Raw genomic sequence first — 19,933 nt, forward strand, 5'->3', positions numbered from 1 at the left:
AAGTTTGTGGGGTTAGGCGGAAAGGGGATGGGGGCTAAAGTAGCGCTTGCGGGCCCAGAGGGCCACGTAAACCAGTGCAACGAGGACGGGGACTTCGATCAAGGGCCCGACGACGCCGGCCAGGGCTTGTCCCGAGGTGACGCCGAAGGTACCGATCGCCACGGCGATGGCGAGTTCGAAGTTGTTGCCGGCAGCCGTGAACGCCAACGTGGTGGTCTTCGCGTAGCCGAGGTCCAGCCGCTTGCCGACCAGCATCCCGGCGCCGAACACGACCAGGAAGTAGACCAGCAGCGGCAAGGCGATCCGGGCGACGTCCACGGGCCGGGACGTGATGGTCCCGCCCTGCAGGGCGAAGAGCAAGGTGATGGTGAAAAGCAGACCGTACAGCGCCCACGGGCCGAGCCGGGGGAGCAAGGTGCCTTCATACCAGTCGCGGCCCTTGGCTTTCTCGCCGATGGTGCGGGTCAGGAAGCCTGCCAGCAACGGGACCCCCAGGAACACCAGCACGGAGGCGGTGATGGACCAGAAGGAGAAGTCCGCGCTGGTGGTCGGCAGCCCAAGCAAGGACGGCAGGAGCTGAAGGTAGAACCAGCCCAGCGCACCGAAGGCGATGACCTGGAAGACGGAGTTGATGGCTACCAGCACGGCGGCGGCTTCCCGGTCGCCGCAGGCAAGGTCGTTCCAGATCATGACCATCGCGATGCAGCGGGCCAGGCCGACAATGATCAGCCCGGTGCGGTACTCGGGCAGGTCCGGGATGAAGAGCCAGGCCAGGGCGAACATGAACGCCGGGGCCAGCACCCAGTTCAGGACCAGTGAGGTAACCATCAGTTTGCGGTCGCCGATGACGCGGTGCGTCTGGTCGTAGCGGACCTTCGCGAGCACCGGGTACATCATCACCAGCAGGCCGACGGCGATCGGCAGCGACACTTCGCCGACCTTGACCGCCTCCAGCGCGGTGTTCAGGCCCGGGATGAAGCTGCCCAGAAGCAGTCCGAGGACCATGGCGGCAATGATCCACACCGGGAGGAAACGGTCCACGGTGGAGAGTTTGCCGGCGAGGGCAGCCTCACCTTCAGGGGCGGGCGACTGGTCGGTCTGGATGCTCACGGAACTCCTATGCTGCGCTGGCGCGGTTCTGCTTGTGGCTCCGCTGGCGCGGCCGTTTTGGTGCAGGGCTGTCTGTGCAGCGCTACGATAAATTGATGCTTGTCGATATGAAGTATCGCCAACTATATCGATGAATGTCAATCAATGTGCATAATAGAGGCATGAACTCTCTGCAAACCCTTGAACCGGCCCTTGACGAGGCCTGCTGTGCACCGTCCGGCCAGCCGGTCCTCAGTGCAGAGGATGCCCAGCGAAAGGCCCTCGTCTTCAAGGCCCTGTCGGACCCCAACAGGCTCCGGCTGCTCTCCATCGTCAAGGGCACCGGCGACGGGGAAGCGTGCGTCTGCGATCTCACCGAGCCGCTTGACCTGGGCCAGCCCACCGTGTCGCACCACCTTAAGATTCTGGTCGACGCCGGCCTGCTGCACCGTGAGAAGCGCGGCACCTGGGCTTATTACTCGCTGGTTCCCGGGGCCCTTGAGCAGACGGCCGGCCTGCTGGCTTCCCTGTGAGCGCGGCCGCCGCGCTGGACGTCACTGTCCGGCCGATGCGGGAATCGGACTGGCCCGACGTCCGGCGGATCTACAGCGAGGGAATCGCGACCGGGCAGGCGACGTTCGAGGCCGAGGCGCCGGACTGGTCCCGTTTTGACGGTTCGCGGCTTGCGTCCCACCGCCTGGTGGCGGAGGCGCCCGACGCCGGAATCCTCGGCTGGGCGGCCGTCTCCGCCGTATCCGGCCGCCCGGTTTACTCCGGCGTGGTGGAACATTCCATTTACGTATCCGAGGCGGCACGCGGCAGGCGGATTGGATCCGTCCTCCTCCGGTCCTTGATCGCTTCGACGGAACGGGACGGCATCTGGACCCTCCAGGCGAGCGTCTTCCCTGAAAACGAGCAGAGCCTGAACCTGCACCTTGCCCACGGATTCAGGGTGGTCGGCCGGCGGGAAAAGATTGCCCGGATGGCTTATGGTCCCGCCGCGGGTCAGTGGCAGGACACCGTCCTGATTGAACGGCGCACCCGGGTCTTTTAGTTCTTGTGCTGCCGACGCGCCGACGGGGAAGGTAGTCCCTGTGACCTGCCAACAGGACCAAAGGCAAGGAGGACACATGAAGACCGAGACCCCCAGCACTGAGGACCGCTTGCGCGCGATGCTGGACAACGTCAGGATCGCCACCGCCAACACGCGCCGGGCCATGGATGCACCGGGAGATGAGGACTGGGTACAGGACGGCGAGTCCGATGCCGAGTACCTGCGGTCGATCCAGCGGGACACGATCGCCAGGCTGGATGCCACGGCCCGGGACCTCGAGGCGCTGCTGGACCGCGGCCCGGAGGGCTAGCCGGGCTGCGGCGAAGGCCGGGCCCGGATCCAGCTCAGGCGGGCAGGGAGCTGAGGGCGGTCAGGGCCGATAGTTTGTCTTCGCCGATGGGCTCGTCGGGCAGCAACGGAATCAGGGCTACCCGGCCCGTCAGGGTCCGCACCTTGGAAATCTGTTCGACTTCGCTCGCGGCGCGGGCCTGCAGGAACGGCGTTTCCGGGTGCGCGGCGGCGATCGAGTTGTTGACCACCCAGGCCCAGGGATGAATCCCTGCCCTTTCCAGGTCAGCCTGCAGTTCCTCTGCTTCGAGCACCGGCGTCGGTTCGGCCAGGGTGACGAGAACAACCTTGGTCTGTGCCGGGTCCTGTAACCGCATGAGCGGCGTTACGAACCCCATGGTGTCGCCGACCTGGCGGGCAATTTCGCGGTGGTAGGAGCCCGTGGCGTCCAGGAGCAGCAGGGTGTGGCCGGTGGGCGCGGTGTCGATGACAACAAAGTGCCGGCGGGACTCCTGCACCACCCGGGAGAACTGGCGGAACACGGCCACCTCGTCGGTGCACGGGGACAGCAGGTCCTCGGCCAGCGCCGCACGTCCTTCCTCGTCCAGGGTCCGGCCTTTGGTCGCCATGACGTGGCTGCGGTACTCCTGGATGGCCGCCTCCGGATCGATGCGCGAGACCGTCAGGCCCTTCACGGAACCGTGAAGTGTTTCGGTCAGATGGGCTGCGGGGTCAGTCGTGGTGAGGTGGACCGCATGGCCCCTTTTGGCCAGCGCGACGGCGATGGCGGCAAAGACGGTGGTCTTCCCGACTCCGCCCTTGCCCATGCACAGCACGAGGCCGTGGCCGTCGGATTCCAACTCGTTCACGAGGGCGGCCAGCGGGGCGTCGTGGACTTCCGTCACCCGGGCCGCATCCGCCGTGATTCCGGCGTCGGAAGTGGCTACGAACAGGGACTCAAGTGCCGGAATGCCGACCATGTTGCCCGGCTTCAGCTCCAGGACATCGCGGGGCAGCCCGGCGACGGCGTCCGGTATGGCGGCCAGGGCTGCGGACTCGCGGGCCCTCAGGGCCCGCGCCAGTTCCTCCTCGCCTGCGGCTTCCGGCAGGAGGCCGTTGACGACGACGTAACCGCCCCCGATTCCGATCTGGTTGAGTTCGAGATATGTCCGCTCGATCTCGCTCAGGGACGAAGTCTGCGCACGCGTGACCAGGACAAGCCGGGTCCTCGTCGGATCGGTGAGGGCCCGGACTGCCGTGGCGTACACCTGTTTGTGCTTCTCGAGTCCTGACAGCGGGCCCAGGCAGGACGGGTCGCCCTTGCCGGCCGCCAGGAAATCGGTCCACGAGCCGGGCAGTTGCAGCAGGCGGAGCGTGTGGCCCGTCGGGGCGGTATCGAAGATGATGTGGTCATATTCCCCGTAGGAGCTGTCGTCGGCGAGTAGGTTGGTGAACTCGTCGAAGGAGGCGATCTCCGTGGTGCACGAACCTGAGAGGCTCTCGGTGATGCCGGCCAGTTCCGACTCGGGCAGGAGCCCCCGGACGGGCGCGAGGATCCGTTCCCGGTAGGCCGCGACGGCCTGCTCCGGGTCAATTTCCAAGGCAGAGAGACCCGGCGCGCCCGGGATGGGGGTGACCGTGTTCCCGATGCTCAGGCCGAAGACCTGCCCGACGTTGGAGGCCGGGTCGGTGCTGACCAACAAGACCCTCTGGCCGGTCCTCGCGAGGCTTAGCGCTGTTGCGCACGCTATGGACGTTTTCCCTACGCCACCCTTGCCGGTGAAGAAGACGAACCGCGGAGCATTCTCGAGAAATTTCACGCCGGAACCTCACAGCAGCTTGTCGAGCCGCCGCAGCGTCCGGCCGGCTCAAGGCTTCGGGCAGCAGACATGAAGTTCTCCTTGGCTGGCTCACACCGGCACGGTCCCCGGCGGGGGCGCGCCGACTTGAGTAAGACACTTACCGTCAGTATATCGATAAGCGTCAATGCCACCCGGCCTGCCCGCCGTCGCCGCAACCGGCCTCAGGCCCCGGGGGACATGGCGGCCAGGCTTCGCTTGAGGATCTTCCCGCTGGGGCCGAGCGGGAGTTCCGTGAGCAGCCTGATGACGCGCGGATACTTGTATGCAGCCAGCTGGGCGCTTGCGAAGTCGATCAGCTCGGTCTCGGTGGTGGCGGCCCCCGCATCGAGCACGATCGCGGCCGCAATTTCCTGGCCGTGGACATCGTGCGGGATTCCATAGACGGCGGCGCTGACAACCTGGGGGTGGGAGAGGAGAATTTCCTCGACCTCACGGGGGTAGACGTTGTAGCCGTTCCGGATGATCATGTCCTTCTTGCGGTCCACGATGGTGAGGTAGCCATCCTCGTCCTTGGTGCCAAGATCCCCGGTCCGGAACCAGCCGTCCACGACGGCCTCGGCGGTGGCCTCGGGTCGGTTCAAGTACCCCTTCATCAGCAGGTGGCCGCGGACGACGAGCTCGCCGAGTTCGCCGGTCGGCAGCAGTTCGATGCTTTCGACAGTTTCGGCGCGCGCGATTTCAATGTCGACGCCCCAGATCGGGATCCCGATGGTGCCGGGCCTCGGTGCCGTGCCTACGTGGTTGAACGCGGCGACGGGGGACGTTTCGGTCAGGCCGTACCCTTCGTGGATCTCCACCCCAAAGACGTCGCGGAACTTGTCCATCACCGCAAGCGGCAACGACGCCCCGCCCGAGACGCCGTAACGGAGAGCGGCCGGGCGGGCCGCCGTCGTCTTGGCCGCTTCCAGAAGCGCCACGTACATCGTCGGTACCCCGACAAAGATATTGACCTTGTGCCGGTCCAGCAGCGCCAGGGCGCCCTCGCCGCTGAAGCGGGGCATCATCACGATCGTGGCACCCGCGCGGAGACCGGCGTTGAGGACAACCGTCTGGCCGAAGGTGTGGAAGAGCGGCAGGCCGCCGAAGAGAACGTCGCCCCGCTTGAAGTCCATGACGCTGGTCAGGATCACGGACGTCTGTTCCACCAGGGCGAAGTGCGTGCCCAGGGCGCCCTTCGGTTTGCCGGTGGTGCCGGAGGTATAGAGGATGGTGGCGGTGTCCGAGGGACGGCACGGGACGTAGCTGCGGATGGGCTCGGCCGCGGCGGCCTCGGCCTCGAGCCGCGGCAGTCCGTCGTCGTCGGGCGCCATGACCGTCAGGACATCGACGCCGGTGCTGGCGGCGCCGGCGGCACCTTCCTCGAGCAGCGCGGCGGCGCAGATCAACATTCTGGCGCCGCTGTCCTGGAGGACGTATTCGATTTCGCGTGCCTTGAGCAGGGCGTGCACCGGAACCACAATGGCTCCCAGCGACAGGACGGCGTAGTAGACGCGGGCGAAATCCGGGACGTTGGGGATCAGGACGGCGACGGCTTCTCCCGGGCCGACGCCGCGCGCCCGGAGCGCCCCGGCGTAGGCGCGCGTCTCACGCCACAGATCTCCGTAGCTGGTTTCGTCGACACCGACGATGAGGGCGACGCTGTCCGGCGTCCGCTTGGCGGATTCCGCCAGGATCGCCGCAACGGAAATGGTGGCGAAGCCGTCGCCGGTGGTGGTGTTGGTCATGGCCTGCTTCTTCGTAGGGTTGATTAAGCTTTGAGGATCAGGGCATCGCCCTGGCCGCCGCCGCCGCAGAGGGCGACGACGCCGGTGCCTCCGCCGCGGCGCTTCAGCGCCAGCGCCTGGTGCAGGACCAGGCGGGCGCCCGAAGCCCCCACCGGGTGGCCGAGGGCGATTGCACCGCCGTCGGCGTTGACGACGTCGGTCTCGATGCCGAGGTCGTTGGCTGACTGGATGAGGACCGAGGCGAAGGCTTCGTTGATTTCGACCAGGTCGAGGTCCCCGGCGGTGAGCCCCTCCTGAGACAAGGCGCGTTCAATGGCACGGGCCGGCTGGGAGTGCAGGGATCCGTCCGGTCCCGCGGTCTGGCCGTGGGCGCCGATTTCGGCGATCCAGTCCAGGCCGGCGGCGATGGCCGCGGCCTTGCTGGCAATCACCAGCGCGGCGGCGCCATCGGAAAGCGGCGAGGCCGAACCGGCGGTGATGGTTGCCGCTTCGTCTTTCGAGAAGGCGGGCCGGAGCTGGGCCAGGGATTCGGCGGTGGTCTCCGGCCGGATTCCCTCGTCGTGTTCCAGCGTCAGGGCGGGCCCCTTGCGTTGCGGCACCTGGATGGGCGCAATTTCCTCCGCAAGCACCCCGGCGGCGCGTGCCGCCTCGGCGCGCTGGTGGGAGCGGGCCGCGACGGCGTCCTGCTCGGCCCGGCTGATGCCCCGCTCGGTGTTTCCTGCGTCGGTGGCTTCGCCCATCAGCTTGCCACTGACCGGGTCCTGCAGGCCGTCGTGGTTCAGGGAGTCGAGCATGGGTGCGTCACCGATGACGACACCTGCGCGCAGCCCCGGGACCAGGTGCGGGGCGTTGGTCATGGATTCCTGGCCTGCGGCGACGATGAAGTCGGCCTCCCCGGCCCGGATCATCCTGGCGGCGTCGATGACGGCCGTGAGCCCGGAGAGGCAGAGCTTGTTAATCGTCACGGTGGGCACGTCCCAGCCGATGCCGGCGGCCAGGCTGGCCTGGCGCGCTGGGCCCTGGCCTGCTCCGGCCTGGATGACCTGTCCGACGATGACCGCGCCGACCTGTTCCGGGGAGACACCGGTGCGCTCCAGCGCGGCACGGATGGCGTGGGCGCCCAGCTCGCTGGACGAGAAGGGTGTCAGGCCGCCGCGGAAGCGGCCGAAAGGTGTCCGGGCGCCGCCGAGGATGACGGGGATGTTGGCATTCTGGTTCATGGGAAGTCCTTTCGGAGGAACAACGTTGGTCAGGCGAAGGCTGAGGTGCCGGTGATTCCGCGGCCGATGATGAGCGCCTGCATGGTCTCGGTGCCCTCGTAGGTGTGGATGGCTTCGATGTCGGCCAAATGCCGGGCGACGCGGTTGGCCAGCAGGATGCCGTTGCCGCCGAGGAGATCCCGGGCGTTGGAGGCAATGCCGCGGGCTGTGCGGGTGCAGGTGTATTTGGCCAGTGAGGCTTGCTCGGGGGTGAGCGACCCTTCCTCGTCGAGGCGGGTCATCTGGACGACCATCAGCTGCATGGTGGCCAGTTCGCTGAGCATCCGGGCCAGTCTTTCCTGCACGATCTGGGAAGCAGCCAGCGGCCGGCCGAACTGCACGCGCTGCTTGGCGTACTGAACCGCGGTTTCGTAGCAGGCGGTGGCATGTCCGACGGCGGACCAGGCGACGCCGAGCCGGGTCGCCAGCAGGACGCGGGCCGTGTCCTTGAAGGTCCGCGCCCCCGGCAGCACGTTCTCCTGCGGGACGAAGACGTTTTCGAGCCGGATGTGGGCCTGCCAGATGGCACGCAAGGCCAGCTTGCCTTCGATCCTTGTAGCGGAGTAGCCGGGGGAGTCCTGCGGTACCAGATAGCCGTGAACCTGGCCGTCCTCACCCCTGGCCCACACCACGCTGACGCCGCCGACGGAGCCGTTGCCGATCCATTTCTTTTCGCCGTTGAGAAGGAAGCCGCCCTCCGTGCTGGTGGCCGTGGATTCAAGGGCCACCGAATCCGAGCCGTGGGTCGGTTCCGTCAGCGCAAACGCGGCGTATTCCGTGCCGGCGGCGATCGCCGGCAGCCAGCGTTCCTTCTGCTCGGCAGACCCGCACTCCGCTACGGACCGCAGGGCGAGCCCGCCCTGGACCGCGATCATGGTCGCCACGGAGCCGTCGCCTCGGCTGATCTCCATGTTCACCAGGCCGGCGGCCATGCTGGTCATCGCGGGGAACCCTTCCACGGGGACGCCGTCGCGCAGCAGGTCCAGCTCGCCGAGGCGGCGTAGGAGGTGCAGCGGATACTCGGCGCGCTCCCAGTAACTGTCTATGACTGGAAGTACCTCGGCCTGGACGAAGTTGCGGGCACGTTCCCAGTAGCCGCGGTCCTCGTCGCCGATCGTGGCGAACACGGAGGCGGGATCCGTGCCCAGGGCTTCGGTGAGCACGTAGTCGGGTTCGACCGTGCCGAGCGGAAATTCGTCCGTGGCCGCTGTGGCGGTGAGCCCGGAACCGGGCGACGTCGTCGTCATGGGTAAGTCCTCTGTCTGGGGCGCGGGGTTTCTCCGCCCCGCGTAGTGTGGTTCAGGCCACACCGACTAAGGATGCATTGAAACGGAGTCTCACGTCAAGAAACTCAGTGCCAGAAGTGGCGTGTCGAGCCTAGGGCAGGGCATCGCGGACGGCCTGCACTATCGAGTCCTTGTCTGCGCCTGCCGCGAGGACAGTCACGACGACGGCGGGGGCCGGGTGCGCCGGTCCGGAGCCCAGTAAGACCGGCCGGAAGATCTCGGAGAGGGCCTGAAGCTCGTTCGCGAGCGCCGTTGCCCTGTCCCGGGCGGCCGACTCGGTTTCCTGGGCCGCCCCGCTGCGAAGCCAGCGCCGGAGGAAGGCGTTGTGGACCGCGACGACGGCCGCGGCGAAGGAGACGGCCTTGTACTCGCGGTGCTCGGCGTCGGGCAGCTTGTCCAGCAGGTGCTGGAGGAACGCCCTCTCGTACCGGTGCGAGGTGACCAGCTCCCGGTCCCGCAGCGCGGGGACGGCCTGCATCAGTTCATAACGCGCCCGGGACGTTTCCCCGTTCCGCAAGTGGTGGTTGAAAACCAGCAGCGCCGCGTCCCCGATCGCTGCCAGTGGTTCCTGCATCGTTTCCGCCAGGCTGTCCGTCACCTGCCGCAGGATCCGCTCGTGGTCCGCGAAGACCACATCCTCCTTGGAGCCGAACTTCCGAAAGAAGGTGCTGCGGCTCATGCCCGCGGCGTCCGCAAGGTCTTCTACGGACGTTGCGTCATAGCCCTGCCTCGCCAACAGCCCGATAGCGGCGGCGGCGGGCGCGTCGGCATGGTGGCTTGGCGGGTGCGAGGTCATGGGCCGAAATCTAGCACAACCGCGGCTATCCGATCCGGGCCGGGAGCCGAGGCCGCGCTCCTGCCCGGTTGTTAGCTCCGACGCGCGGAACACTCCGGCGTGTCTCCGACCCGGCGTTGTTGTTTCAGCCGAAAACCGGGCTGGAGCGCGCCGGTCGCCCTGCCGGCCGGTGCGGACGCGGCGGCGGGGTAGCCTGACGGCACTAATCTGGGGAGTAGCAAGCATCCGAGAAGTTCAGAAGCAGATGACCCGCAGGATGTTGCTCGAAAAGGGGCTGGAGCTTTTTGAACAGAAGGGCGGGATGAGCCCTCGACAAGGAGGTCAGGATGGCTGGAGGCAGTAGCGAACCCGGCAGGACCGTTACCTCGAAGGTCCTCGCCATCCTGGAAGCCTTCGAAACATCCCGTGGTGCCCTCAGCCTGACCGGGATCGCCGAGAAATCCGGGCTGCCGCTGAGTACGGCCCACCGGCTGGTCACCGAACTCACCGCGTGGGGATTCCTGTCCCGGGAACCGAACGGGCGCTACCAGCTGGGCATCCGGCTGTGGGAGCTGGCGCAGAACACGGGGAGGCAGCTGCGTGACGCGGCCAGGCCCTACGTGCAGGATTTGTTCTCGCTCACGGGGGAAACCGCGCACCTTGCGGTCCGGGCCGGCCACGAGGTGCTCTATATCGACCGCGTTTACGGTTCAAAACGGGTGCCGCGGGCCTCCCGGGTCGGCGGCCGGCTGCCCATGCACGCGACCGCCGTCGGCAAGGTGATCCTGGCTTACGAGCAGGACTGGGTCCGGGACGCGTACCTGAACCGGCAGCTGGAGCGGCACACCGCCCACACCCATGTGGACCCCAAAAAGCTGGCCGCGGAACTGGTCCAGATCCGGGAGCAGGGGTACGCCACCACGCTGGAGGAGGTGCGGCTGGGCTCCTGTTCGATCGCGGTCCCGGTCTTCCATACCGGCAGGATCGGCGCCTCCATCGGCCTGGTGCTTCCCACCAGCCAGGCCGCCACAATGACCCGGCACCTGCCCGTCCTGCGGGGCATCGCAGCCCAGATTGAGCGTGCCACCGCGAGGATCCCGCTGGAGACGCTGCTGGGCAGCCACGTCGCCGGCACGGACTGAGCCGGGCACGCCCCGAGTGCTGTCTGCTCCCGGCGCCGGAGGGTCCGTCCGGGGGCACTTTGACGGCAAGCACTTTGACGGCAATCTTCGACGTCGGCCGCTGTGTTGGCGGCGTGGCCGCGTCGAAGTGCCCCCGCACCCCGGGCCGCACCCCGCACCCCCGGCCCGACGCTGTCCAGGGGGATCGGCCGGGCCCGGCCCTGGAACAAGTCCTTTCCACCCAGTGGAAGCACACGCTATCCGCGGGGAGTGACCGGGGCCACACTGGGAGATAAGAACCCCGGCATGCACTGGCGCTGCCGGCGGGACCGAAAACCTAGGAGCTTAGATGTCACCCTCGACGGAAACGGCCGGCCGCTGTCCCTTTGGACACGGCGCCGAAGCCCCCGCAGGGCACCACGGCTATGAGCCGTTCCAGATGAAGGATCCGTTTCCCGCCTACGCAGAACTCCGGGCCGAGCCCGTGATGTTCGACCAGCGGGTGGGCCTCTACGTCGTCTCCCGCTATGACGACATCAAGGCCGTCTTTGAGGACTGGGAGACCTTCTCCAGCGAAAATGCCCAGGCCCCGGTCCGCGAGCGCGGCGCTGCGGCGAAGAAGATCATGGAAGAGGGCGGGTTCACCGCCTACTCGGGCCTGTCGGCGCGGCGCCCGCCGGAGCACACCCGCATCCGCGCCGTGGTCCAGAAAGCCTTCACGCCGCGCCGCTACAAGGCGCTGGAACCGTTCATCCGGCAGAACGTCGTCGACCTGCTGGAGAAGATGCTGGCCCACCCGGAACACCGCGGCGACATGGTCAAGGATCTCGCCTACGACGTGCCCACCATCACCATCCTCACCCTGATCGGCGCGGATGTCTCCCAGGTGGACACCTTCAAGCGCTGGAGCGATTCCCGCGCGGCGATGACCTGGGGCGACCTCAGCGACGAGGAGCAGATCCCGCACGCCCACAACCTGGTGGAGTACTGGCAGGAATGTCTCCGCCTGGTCAAGGTGGCCCATGAGGAGGGCGGCGACAACCTCACCGCGGACCTGGTGAAGGCGCAGCAGGAGGGTGCCGAGATCTCCGACCATGAGATCGCCTCGGTCCTGTACAGCCTGCTTTTCGCCGGCCACGAGACCACCACCACGCTGATCTCCAACGCCCTCCGCGAGCTCCTGGCCCGCCCCGGCCAGTGGAAGCAGCTGGTCGAGGACCCCAAGAAGATCGCCGCCGCAATCGACGAGGTGCTCCGCTACGCCGGCTCGATCGTCGGCTGGCGGCGCAAGGCGCTCACAGACACCGAAGTCGGCGGCGTCCCCATCGAGGAAGGCGCGCAGCTGCTGCTCCTGATGGGCTCTGCCAACCGTGACGAGAACAAGTTCGACGCCGGCGAGGACTTCGACATCAGCCGTCCCAACGCCCGCGAGCACCTCTCCTTCGGGTTCGGCATCCACTACTGCCTGGGCAACATGCTGGCCAAGCTCCAGGCCAAGATTGCCCTTGAGGAAGTGGCCCGGCTCGCCCCGGAACTGCAGCTGGAGAACCCGGAAGCCATCACCTTCCGCGAAAACCTGTCCTTCCGCGTCCCCGAGACCGTCCCCGTCAGCTGGAAGGCCTAAGGAAAATGCAAAGCAACGAGTACATCCAGTTCTTCGACGGCGGCATCGAACCGAAGCTCGACAACCTTGGCGGCAAGGGCGCGTCCCTGGTCACCATGACTTCCGCCGGCATGCCCGTCCCGCCAGGCTTCGTGGTCACCACCGCGCAGTTTGACGCCTTTATGCAGGAAGCCGGCATCACCCGGCATATTCACCAGCTCCTTGCCGATCTCGACCCCGAGGACATGGGCCAGGTGGATAAGGTCTCGGCCGCCATCCGCGAGGACATCTGCTCCCGCCCGGTGCCGCAAGCGCTGCGCGAGCTCACCGTCGGCGCCTACGAGGCCCTGATGTCACGCTTCGAGGCGCCCGTGCCGGTGGCCGTGCGCTCCAGCGCCACCGCCGAGGACCTCCCGGACGCCTCCTTCGCCGGTCAGCAGGACACCTATCTCTGGCTGCACGGCGTCAAGGCCGTCACCGATCACATCCGGCAGTGCTGGGCATCGCTGTTCACCTCCCGCGCCATCATTTACCGGCTGAAGAACAGCATCCCCAACGAGGGCCTCTCGATGGCCGTCGTGGTGCAGAAGATGGTCAACGCCCGCGTCTCCGGCGTCGCGATCACCATGGACCCCACCAACGGCGACCGCTCCAAGATCACCATCGACTCCTCTTACGGCGTCGGCGAGATGGTGGTCTCAGGCCAGGTCACCCCGGACAACATCATGCTGGACAAAGTCACCCTGGCCGTCATCTCCGAACACCTCGGCGACAAGCACGCCGAACTCGTCCCGGACGCCGTTGCCGGCCGCCTGGTGGAGCGGGAAGTCGACGCCGAACGCCGCGGCCGGCGCAGCCTCAGCGACGCTGAACTCAGCGCCGTGGCGCTGATGGCCAAGCGCGCGGAGAAACACTACAAGTGCCCGCAGGACATCGAGTGGGCCCTTGACACGGACCTGCCGGACGGCGCGAACCTGCTCCTGCTGCAGTCCCGCCCGGAAACCGTCCACTCCTCCAAGCCCGCCGTCGTCACGGCCCCGCAACCGGTGGTCGCTGGAGGCTTCTTCAGCGGATTCAGCGCCGGGACGCCCAAGGCGTCCGCCTAGTACCCGCTGTTGCCCCCCGTTCCGCCCTCCCACCACGGCTCAACGATGAGCCCGCCTTGAAAGGACCGCCATGTCCCTGAAGTCCTTCCCCAAATCCTCCGAGCTCGCGGTCCCCGCCGGCGCCGAGGGCTGGGAAAAGATCTACCCGTATTACCTGGTCTTCCAAGACAAGCTCAAAGAGCAGGAGGACGCCAAGTTCTGGTTCTGCGACAGCCAGCACTGGCCCACAGTCTTCAAGCCCTTCGAGACCATCGGCGGCGAATTCGCGGTCAAGTGCCTGGGCCAGTACAACGCCCGGCACCTGATGATCCCGAACGCCAACGGCATCGAATTCAGGGTGCACCTGGGCTACCTGTACATGTCGCCCATCCCGGTCCCCGAGGACCAGATCGCCGCGCGGGTCCCCCTGTTCGAGCAGCGCGTGGGCCACTACTTCCAGAACTGGGACCAGCTCCTCAAGCAGTGGCACGTCAAGGTCAAGGGCACCATCGACGAGATGGAAACCATCTCCTTCCCCAAGCTCCCGGACGTGGTCCCGATGGAGGATATCCTCTCCGGCAAGGGCAAGGACGGCTCCGAGAAGCTGCTGGAAAGCTACGACCGGCTCATCCAGCTGGCCTACCAGAACTGGCAATACCACTTCGAGTTCCTCAACCTCGGCTACATCGCCTACCTGGACTTCTTCAACTTCTGCAAGCAGGTCTTCCCCAACATCCCGGACCAGTCGATCGCCACCATGGTGCAGGGCGTGGACATGGAGCTGTTCCGTCCGGATGACGAGCTCAAGCAGCTCGCCAAGCTCGCCGTCGAACTCGGGCTGCAATCCCGCTTCGGCAACACCGACGACGTCGAGGCCACCCTCGCTGCGATCGCGGCCGCCCCCGGCGGGGACCGCTGGATTGCCCAGTATGAGGCCGCCAAGGACCCGTGGTTCAACTTCACCGTGGGCAATGGCTTCTACGGCCACGACAAGTACTGGAACGAACACCAGGAAATCCCGCTCGGCTACATCGCGGACTACATCCGGCGGGTGGACGAGGGCCAGGAAATCATGCGTCCGGTCGAGGCCTTGATCCTCGAACGCGACCGCATCACCGAGGAATACCGGGAGCTGCTGGAAGGCGAAAACCAGGCGCTCTTCGACGCCAAGCGCGGGCTCGCCGCGACCGCTTACCCGTACGTGGAGAACCACAACTTCTACATCGAGCACTGGACCATGGGCGTCTTCTGGCGCAAAATCCGCGAGCTCAGCCGCATGATGCAGGGCGAAGGCTTCTGGACCGAGCCGGACGACCTGCTCTACCTGGGCCGCAACGAGGTCCGCGACGCGCTCTTCGACCTCGTCACCGGCTGGGGCGTCGGCGCGAAGCCGATCGGCCCGGACTACTGGCCGGAGGAGATCGAACGCCGCCGCGGGATCGTGGACGCACTGAAGACGGCGCGGCCGGCGCCCGCGCTGAACACCCCGCCGGAAATCATCACCGAACCGTTCACCCGGATGCTCTGGGGCATCACCACCGAGCAGGTCCAGCAGTGGCTGGGTGCCGGCGAAGCGGTGGAGGGCGGCGGCCTGCGCGGCATGGCGGCCTCACCCGGCGTCGTCGAGGGCCTGGCCCGCGTCGTCACCGACGCCGACCAGCTCTCCGAAGTGCAGCAGGGCGAAATCCTCGTCGCGACCGTTACGGCACCGTCCTGGGGCCCGATCTTCGGCAAGATCAAGGCAACGGTCACGGACATCGGCGGCATGATGAGCCACGCGGCGATCGTCTGCCGGGAATACGGGCTCCCGGCCGTGACCGGGACCGGCTCCGCGTCCACCACGATCAAGACCGGACAGCGGCTGCGGGTGGACGGCACCAAGGGGACCGTGCAGATCCTCGACGCCGAAGACGATCTGGCGGTCACCGGACCCGGGGCGCACAGCCACAGCCATGTCTGATGCGACGATGAACCCCGCAGAAGACGGGCGCACGGACCAGCCGGCCCGCACCGTCCTGATCACCGGTGCCGCCGGCGGGCTGGGCCGGGCCTTCGCGCTCGGCTTCGCCCGCCGCGGCTACCGCGTGGCGGTGGCGGACGTGAACCTGGCGGGCGCTGAGGAAACAGCCAAACTGGTCCTGGATACCGGGGCCGAGGCGGCCGCCTTCTACGTCGACGTCACCAGCGTCGACTCCACCGAGGCCCTCGCAAAAGACTGCGCGGACTTCGGTAGCGGAAGCATCGACGTGCTGCTCAACAACGCGGCGGTGTACGCCGGGGTGACCCGCAGCCCGTTCGAGGACATTGACCCGGCCGAATGGGACCTGGTGATGAACGTCAACCTCAAGGGCCCCTGGCTCGTCACCCGGGCGGCGAGCCCGTTCCTGCCCGAGGGCGGGCGCGTCATCAACCTCTCCAGCGCCACGATCTTCAGCGGCTCGGAGCAGTGGCTGCACTACGTCGCCTCGAAAGGCGGTGTGGTGGCCCTGACCCGGGTGCTGGCCAAGGAACTGGGCCGGCGGGGGATTACCGTCAACGCGATCGCCCCCGGCTTCACCCTCACCGAAGCCAGCTATGGGCTAATGGAGAACGCCGAGAACTACGGCGTGGACCGGGGTGCCATCAAGCGGGCCAGCCAGCCGGAGGACATCGTGGGTGCGGCGCTTTTCCTGGCCGGCCCGGACAGTTCCTACTACACCGGCCAGACCATGGTGGTCGACGGCGGCCGCCAGTTCATCTGAGCGCCGGCTCCAACTTTCCAAGCGACTTTCTACCCAAGGAGGACCAATGCCAACGGTTCATTTCACCGACGCCGATGGCGCCGTCCGCGACGTGCAGGGCAACCCCGGGGATTCCGTCATGGAGACCGCGGTGCGCAACGGCGTCCCCGGCATCGTGGCCGAATGCGGCGGCTCGCTGTCCTGCGCCACCTGCCACGTCTTTGTCCGCGAGGACTGCCTCGCGGAGCTTCCACCGATGGAGGACATGGAGGACGAGATGCTTTACGGCACGGCCGTGGACCGCGAGGACAACTCGCGGCTGTCCTGCCAGCTGCGCCTGACGGACGAGGTCGAACTGTTCGTCACCACCCCGGAAAGCCAGGTGTAGCCGTGGAAACCCACGTTGCCGCGGCGCAGCAGACGTCCGCCGAAACGGCCGGCGCAGCCGGTCCCGAAACTGCAAGCCCCACCCGCACCGGCCTGCTGATCATCGGCGCCAGCCAGTCCGGCGTCCAGCTCGCGGTGTCGCTGCGGGCGCTCGGCTTCGACGAGCACATCACCCTGCTTGGCGACGAGGACCACCGGCCCTACCAGCGCCCGGCCCTGTCCAAGGAGTTCCTGCAGGGCACGGTGGAGAGCGAATCCCTGATCTTCCGCTCCAACGAGTACTGGGCCGAGCACAACGTGGAGCTGGTCAAGGGCGAATACATCGTCCGGATCGAGAAGGAAGCCGACGGGTCGGGGGTGGCGCATTCCTCCTCCGGGCGGCAGTTCCCCTTCACGCGGCTCGCCCTCACCGTGGGCGCCCGCGCCCGAAAACTGGAGATTGAGGGCGGGGACCTCGACGGCGTCCTCTACCTGCGCAACGCCGACGACGCCCTGGCGCTCAAGGCCCGGGTGGAGGATGCCACCGACGTGGTGGTGATCGGCGGCGGATTCATCGGCCTCGAAGCCGCGTCCAGCCTGCAAAAGATGGGCAAGAACGTCACCGTGCTCGAATTCGGTCCGCGGCTGGTGGGCCGCGCCGTCGGCGAGGAAACCGCCGAGTACTTCCTGCAGGCCCACCGTGCCCGGGGCTTGGACATCCGGCTGAACACGAGCGCCAAGCGCTTCACCGCAGCCGGCGCCGGTGACAACGCCCCGGGCGACGGCCGCAGGGTCGCCGGCGTCGAACTCCAGGACGGCACGGTGCTGCCCGCGCAGATCGTGCTGGTCGGCATCGGCGTCATCCCGAACACCCAGCTGGCCGAACAGCTTGGCCTGGCCGTGGACAACGGGATCGTCGTGGACCGCTTCGCGCTGGCCTCGGACGGGACCACGGTGGCCATCGGCGACTGTGCCAACATGCCCAACCCGGTCCCCGGCTCGGAACCGGGGGAGCGGATCCGGCTCGAGAGTGTCAACAACGCGATCGAGCACGCCAAGGTGGCCGCCTATTCGCTCACCGGGCGGCGCGAGGAATATGCCGGCATCCCGTGGTTCTGGTCCAACCAGGCCGACCTCAAGCTCCAGATCGCCGGACTCTGCAGCGGCTACGACCAGACGGTGCTGCGGCAGGACCAGGAACGGGGCAAGTTCAGCGTCCTCTACTACCGGCAGGGCCGCATCATCGCCGCGGACTGCGTCAACGCGCCGCTGGACTTCATGGCGGTCAAGAACGCCCTCGCCAAAGGCCAGAACATCCCCGCCGACGCCGCCGCGGACCCGGCTACACCCCTCAAGACGATCACCACGGACAGCTAGCCGCCTCCGGCCAGCCCCACCCGAAGGAGCACTATGACCACCCCCAAGACGCCGGTTGCCGACGCCGGCACTGCCACAGCCGGGACTACTGCTGTCGCCCCTGCCCACCCCGCGGCCGCGGACTTCGCCGCCGCTTATCCGGTCCGGCCGATTCCGGCGCCGGGACCGGTGGACACGGCCCCGATCGCCACTACCCCCGCGGCCCTAGGAGAACTGGACGGGCTCTGGCGGGCAGTAGTGCACGAGACCCGCACCCGAGGCAACGACATTCACCTGCCGATCTCGCTCGCCTACGCGGAGCGGCTCTGCCGGGCCTATCCGGATGCCGACGCCGAATTGGTCCGGGTGGCCACCGTGCTGCACGACACCGGCTGGGCCCACGTGGACGAATCCCGGATCATCTCCGAGGGCTTCGCCGGGGACTGGCGCAAGGCCGCCATCCGGTATGAACACGAAAAGCAAGGCTGCGACGTCGCCCGCCGGGTGCTACCGGACCTGGGCTACGACGCCGAATTCATCGAGCGCGTCTGCGCGATCATTGACGGGCATGACACCCGCCCGGTGGCCTATTCGCTGGAGGACGCACTGATGCGCGACGCCGACCGGCTGTGGCGCTTCGACCAGGCTGGGATCGCCCTGGCCTCCTCGTGGTTCAAAATGGACCCGGCGACCTACACCGAGCGGCTGACCTCGGAAATCGTGCCCGAGCTCATCACCCAGGCCGCGTTCGACATGGCCACCGCCGACCTGGACCGCTCCACCGCCCTGCTCAAGACGGCGGTCATCCGATGACCGCCGCCACGCACGAAGCCCCCGCCGTGGCCGCCCGCGCCGCGCTCAAACTGCCCTACACCCACGTCGACGACCTCTTCATCGACGGCGTCTGGATCCCGGCACGCGGTACCGGCCGCAACCCGGTCACGGACCCCGCCACCGGCGAAGCCTGGGGCTCCGTGCCGGACGGTACCGCCGAAGACGTCGACGCCGCCGTCGTCTCCGCACGCCGGGCTTTCGACGCCGGCGAGTGGCCGCGGCTGGCGCCGTCGGTCCGCGCCGCGTACCTGCTGCGCATCGCCGAGGAAGTGGAGAAGCGGGCCGGGGAGCTGTCCCTGACGAACACCCGCGAGAACGGCTCGCCGGTATCCGAATCCGCCGGGGCCGCCGCCAACGCCGCGGGGATCCTCCGCTACTTCGCCACCCTGGCCGAGTACCTGGAGCGTGAGGACGTACGGGCCTTCCCGAAGGGCGGCGGGGAATCTGTTGTCCGGCGCGATCCGGTGGGCGTGTGCGCCCTGATCGCACCGTGGAACTTTCCGATCAACCTCGTTGTCATCAAGCTGGCCCCGGCGCTGTTGGCCGGCTGCACCGTGGTGATCAAGCCGGCGTCTCCCACCCCCTTGTCCCTCCGGGTGGTCATTGACGCGGTGGCCGCGGCCGGCGTCCCGGCCGGCGTCGTCAACCTTGTCACCGGATCCGGCCGGCTGGGGGATCAGCTGGTGAAGCACCCCGGCGTCGACAAGGTGGCGTTCACGGGTTCCACGCCGGTGGGCCGAAAGATCGCAGCGGCATGCGGCGAACTGTTGCGCCCTGTCACCCTCGAACTCGGCGGAAAATCCAGTGCGATTGTGCTGCCGGACGCGGACCTGGACGCCATGTCCAACGTGCTGATCCGCTCCTGCCTGCGCAACACCGGGCAGACCTGCTACATCTCGACCCGGATCCTGGCACCCGCCAGCAGGTACGAGGAGGTGGTGGACATGGTCACCGCCACGATCGCGGCAGCCAAGCAGGGCGACCCGCTGGAGCCTGACACCGTGTTTGGCCCGTGCGCCACGGAGTCCCAGTACCGGACCGTTCTGGAATACGTGGAGTCCGGCCTGGCCGAAGGCGCCCGTGCCACGACCGGCGGCCGCGCCGCGTCGCTGGGCGGCGGGCTCGAAGGCGGCTACTTTGTCGAGCCGACCGTGTTCGCCGACGTCACCCCCGCCATGCGGATCTCGCGCGAGGAGATCTTTGGACCGGTCCTCTGCATCCTGAAGTACGACGACGCGGGAGGCAGCGCCGATGCAGCGGTCGCGTTGGCCAACAACACCGAGTTCGGCCTGGGCGGGCTGGTGTTCGGCTCCGACCCCGGGACCGCGATGGCGGTGGCGGAACGGATAGACACCGGTTCGGTGGGCATCAACTTCTTCGCCTCCAACCATGCGGCGCCCTTTGGCGGCCGGCACGATTCCGGCCTCGGCACCGAATATGGCGTCGAGGGCCTCAACGCCTACCTCAGCTACAAGTCGATCCACCGGAAGGTGTAGGGGATGCTCTTTCCC

18 protein-coding genes are annotated in these 19,933 nt (G+C 67.5%); 12 read left to right on the forward strand and 6 right to left on the reverse strand.

Features of this window, described 5'->3' with window-relative positions; all coding sequences use genetic code 11:
* Window positions 1-12: 12 nt before the first annotated feature.
* Window positions 13-1,104: an ACR3 family arsenite efflux transporter gene (arsB, locus tag AC1DBL_RS11545; RefSeq protein WP_476926225.1), complete on the reverse strand. Its 1,092-nt coding sequence runs from the start codon at window positions 1,102-1,104 to the stop codon at window positions 13-15.
* Window positions 1,105-1,271: 167 nt separating this feature from the next.
* Between arsB and AC1DBL_RS11550 the strand changes: the two genes are divergently transcribed.
* The 3 genes from AC1DBL_RS11550 to AC1DBL_RS11560 all read left to right on the forward strand — a co-directional run bounded on the left by AC1DBL_RS11550 (window position 1,272) and on the right by AC1DBL_RS11560 (window position 2,453).
* Window positions 1,272-1,622, forward strand: a complete 351-nt coding sequence (locus tag AC1DBL_RS11550; protein WP_175322642.1) for an ArsR/SmtB family transcription factor — start codon at window positions 1,272-1,274, stop codon at window positions 1,620-1,622.
* The gene (locus tag AC1DBL_RS11555) at window positions 1,619-2,143 is read left to right on the forward strand and encodes an N-acetyltransferase family protein (protein ID WP_476926139.1); all 525 of its coding nucleotides are present in this window, start codon (window positions 1,619-1,621) and stop codon (window positions 2,141-2,143) included. Before AC1DBL_RS11550 ends, AC1DBL_RS11555 begins: the two co-directional genes overlap by 4 nt.
* Before the next feature lie 76 nt (window positions 2,144-2,219).
* Window positions 2,220-2,453, forward strand: coding sequence for a hypothetical protein (locus tag AC1DBL_RS11560; RefSeq protein ID WP_441418605.1), 234 nt, complete (start codon window positions 2,220-2,222; stop codon window positions 2,451-2,453).
* Between the two features lie 34 nt (window positions 2,454-2,487).
* On the opposite strand, the gene arsA is transcribed toward AC1DBL_RS11560, so the two are convergent.
* From arsA to AC1DBL_RS11585, 5 genes are all read right to left on the reverse strand, one after another.
* The gene (arsA, locus tag AC1DBL_RS11565) at window positions 2,488-4,251 is read right to left on the reverse strand and encodes an arsenical pump-driving ATPase (protein ID WP_476926140.1); all 1,764 of its coding nucleotides are present in this window, start codon (window positions 4,249-4,251) and stop codon (window positions 2,488-2,490) included.
* A gap of 203 nt (window positions 4,252-4,454) precedes the next feature.
* Entirely contained in the window at window positions 4,455-6,017 is a 1,563-nt protein-coding gene (locus tag AC1DBL_RS11570) for a long-chain-fatty-acid--CoA ligase (RefSeq protein ID WP_476926141.1), read from the reverse strand.
* A 23-nt stretch (window positions 6,018-6,040) separates the two neighbouring features.
* Window positions 6,041-7,237, reverse strand: coding sequence for an acetyl-CoA C-acetyltransferase (locus tag AC1DBL_RS11575; protein WP_441418608.1), 1,197 nt, complete (start codon window positions 7,235-7,237; stop codon window positions 6,041-6,043).
* Between the two features lie 29 nt (window positions 7,238-7,266).
* Window positions 7,267-8,523, reverse strand: a complete 1,257-nt coding sequence (locus AC1DBL_RS11580; protein WP_441418609.1) for an acyl-CoA dehydrogenase family protein — start codon at window positions 8,521-8,523, stop codon at window positions 7,267-7,269.
* 130 nt (window positions 8,524-8,653) lie between these two features.
* Window positions 8,654-9,358, reverse strand: coding sequence for a TetR/AcrR family transcriptional regulator (locus AC1DBL_RS11585; protein ID WP_476926142.1), 705 nt, complete (start codon window positions 9,356-9,358; stop codon window positions 8,654-8,656).
* Between the two features lie 326 nt (window positions 9,359-9,684).
* Here AC1DBL_RS11585 and AC1DBL_RS11590 point away from each other — a divergent pair, with 326 nt between their 5' ends.
* The 9 genes from AC1DBL_RS11590 to AC1DBL_RS11630 all read left to right on the forward strand — a co-directional run bounded on the left by AC1DBL_RS11590 (window position 9,685) and on the right by AC1DBL_RS11630 (window position 19,918).
* Complete coding sequence (locus tag AC1DBL_RS11590; RefSeq protein WP_441418611.1) at window positions 9,685-10,479, forward strand: IclR family transcriptional regulator; 795 nt, start codon at window positions 9,685-9,687, stop codon at window positions 10,477-10,479.
* 328 nt (window positions 10,480-10,807) lie between these two features.
* Window positions 10,808-12,082, forward strand: a complete 1,275-nt coding sequence (locus AC1DBL_RS11595; protein ID WP_476926143.1) for a cytochrome P450 — start codon at window positions 10,808-10,810, stop codon at window positions 12,080-12,082.
* A 5-nt stretch (window positions 12,083-12,087) separates the two neighbouring features.
* Window positions 12,088-13,167, forward strand: a complete 1,080-nt coding sequence (locus AC1DBL_RS11600; RefSeq protein WP_441418613.1) for a PEP/pyruvate-binding domain-containing protein — start codon at window positions 12,088-12,090, stop codon at window positions 13,165-13,167.
* A 70-nt stretch (window positions 13,168-13,237) separates the two neighbouring features.
* A complete protein-coding gene (locus AC1DBL_RS11605; RefSeq protein ID WP_476926144.1) occupies window positions 13,238-15,106 on the forward strand; it encodes a PEP-utilizing enzyme in 1,869 nt (622 codons plus the stop codon).
* 7 nt (window positions 15,107-15,113) lie between these two features.
* Complete coding sequence (locus AC1DBL_RS11610) at window positions 15,114-15,887, forward strand: SDR family NAD(P)-dependent oxidoreductase (RefSeq protein ID WP_476926145.1); 774 nt, start codon at window positions 15,114-15,116, stop codon at window positions 15,885-15,887.
* 46 nt (window positions 15,888-15,933) lie between these two features.
* Window positions 15,934-16,254 (forward strand): 2Fe-2S iron-sulfur cluster-binding protein, encoded by a 321-nt coding sequence (locus AC1DBL_RS11615; RefSeq protein ID WP_476926146.1) that lies wholly within the window; start codon window positions 15,934-15,936, stop codon window positions 16,252-16,254.
* Window positions 16,255-16,346: 92 nt separating this feature from the next.
* Window positions 16,347-17,609, forward strand: a complete 1,263-nt coding sequence (locus AC1DBL_RS11620) for an NAD(P)/FAD-dependent oxidoreductase (RefSeq protein WP_441418748.1) — start codon at window positions 16,347-16,349, stop codon at window positions 17,607-17,609.
* Window positions 17,610-17,642: 33 nt separating this feature from the next.
* On the forward strand, window positions 17,643-18,401 hold the full coding sequence (locus tag AC1DBL_RS11625) for an HD domain-containing protein (RefSeq protein ID WP_476926147.1): 759 nt from the start codon (window positions 17,643-17,645) through the stop codon (window positions 18,399-18,401).
* On the forward strand, window positions 18,398-19,918 hold the full coding sequence (locus AC1DBL_RS11630) for an aldehyde dehydrogenase family protein (RefSeq protein ID WP_476926148.1): 1,521 nt from the start codon (window positions 18,398-18,400) through the stop codon (window positions 19,916-19,918). Before AC1DBL_RS11625 ends, AC1DBL_RS11630 begins: the two co-directional genes overlap by 4 nt.
* Window positions 19,919-19,933 lie beyond the last annotated feature (15 nt).

The organism is Arthrobacter sp. 10T44 (assembly GCF_056393885.1).

Coding starts and splice junctions, on each gene's coding strand:
- AC1DBL_RS11575 (WP_441418608.1), bottom strand. CDS start 7,237: ATGAACCAGAATGCCAACATCCCCGTCATCCTCGGCGGCGCCCGGACA.
- AC1DBL_RS11615 (WP_476926146.1), top strand. CDS start 15,934: ATGCCAACGGTTCATTTCACCGACGCCGATGGCGCCGTCCGCGACGTG.
- AC1DBL_RS11585 (WP_476926142.1), bottom strand. CDS start 9,358: ATGACCTCGCACCCGCCAAGCCACCATGCCGACGCGCCCGCCGCCGCC.
- AC1DBL_RS11570 (WP_476926141.1), bottom strand. CDS start 6,017: ATGACCAACACCACCACCGGCGACGGCTTCGCCACCATTTCCGTTGCG.
- AC1DBL_RS11610 (WP_476926145.1), top strand. CDS start 15,114: ATGAACCCCGCAGAAGACGGGCGCACGGACCAGCCGGCCCGCACCGTC.
- AC1DBL_RS11595 (WP_476926143.1), top strand. CDS start 10,808: ATGTCACCCTCGACGGAAACGGCCGGCCGCTGTCCCTTTGGACACGGC.
- AC1DBL_RS11550 (WP_175322642.1), top strand. CDS start 1,272: ATGAACTCTCTGCAAACCCTTGAACCGGCCCTTGACGAGGCCTGCTGT.
- AC1DBL_RS11605 (WP_476926144.1), top strand. CDS start 13,238: ATGTCCCTGAAGTCCTTCCCCAAATCCTCCGAGCTCGCGGTCCCCGCC.
- AC1DBL_RS11600 (WP_441418613.1), top strand. CDS start 12,088: ATGCAAAGCAACGAGTACATCCAGTTCTTCGACGGCGGCATCGAACCG.
- AC1DBL_RS11590 (WP_441418611.1), top strand. CDS start 9,685: ATGGCTGGAGGCAGTAGCGAACCCGGCAGGACCGTTACCTCGAAGGTC.
- AC1DBL_RS11625 (WP_476926147.1), top strand. CDS start 17,643: ATGACCACCCCCAAGACGCCGGTTGCCGACGCCGGCACTGCCACAGCC.
- AC1DBL_RS11580 (WP_441418609.1), bottom strand. CDS start 8,523: ATGACGACGACGTCGCCCGGTTCCGGGCTCACCGCCACAGCGGCCACG.
- AC1DBL_RS11560 (WP_441418605.1), top strand. CDS start 2,220: ATGAAGACCGAGACCCCCAGCACTGAGGACCGCTTGCGCGCGATGCTG.
- AC1DBL_RS11630 (WP_476926148.1), top strand. CDS start 18,398: ATGACCGCCGCCACGCACGAAGCCCCCGCCGTGGCCGCCCGCGCCGCG.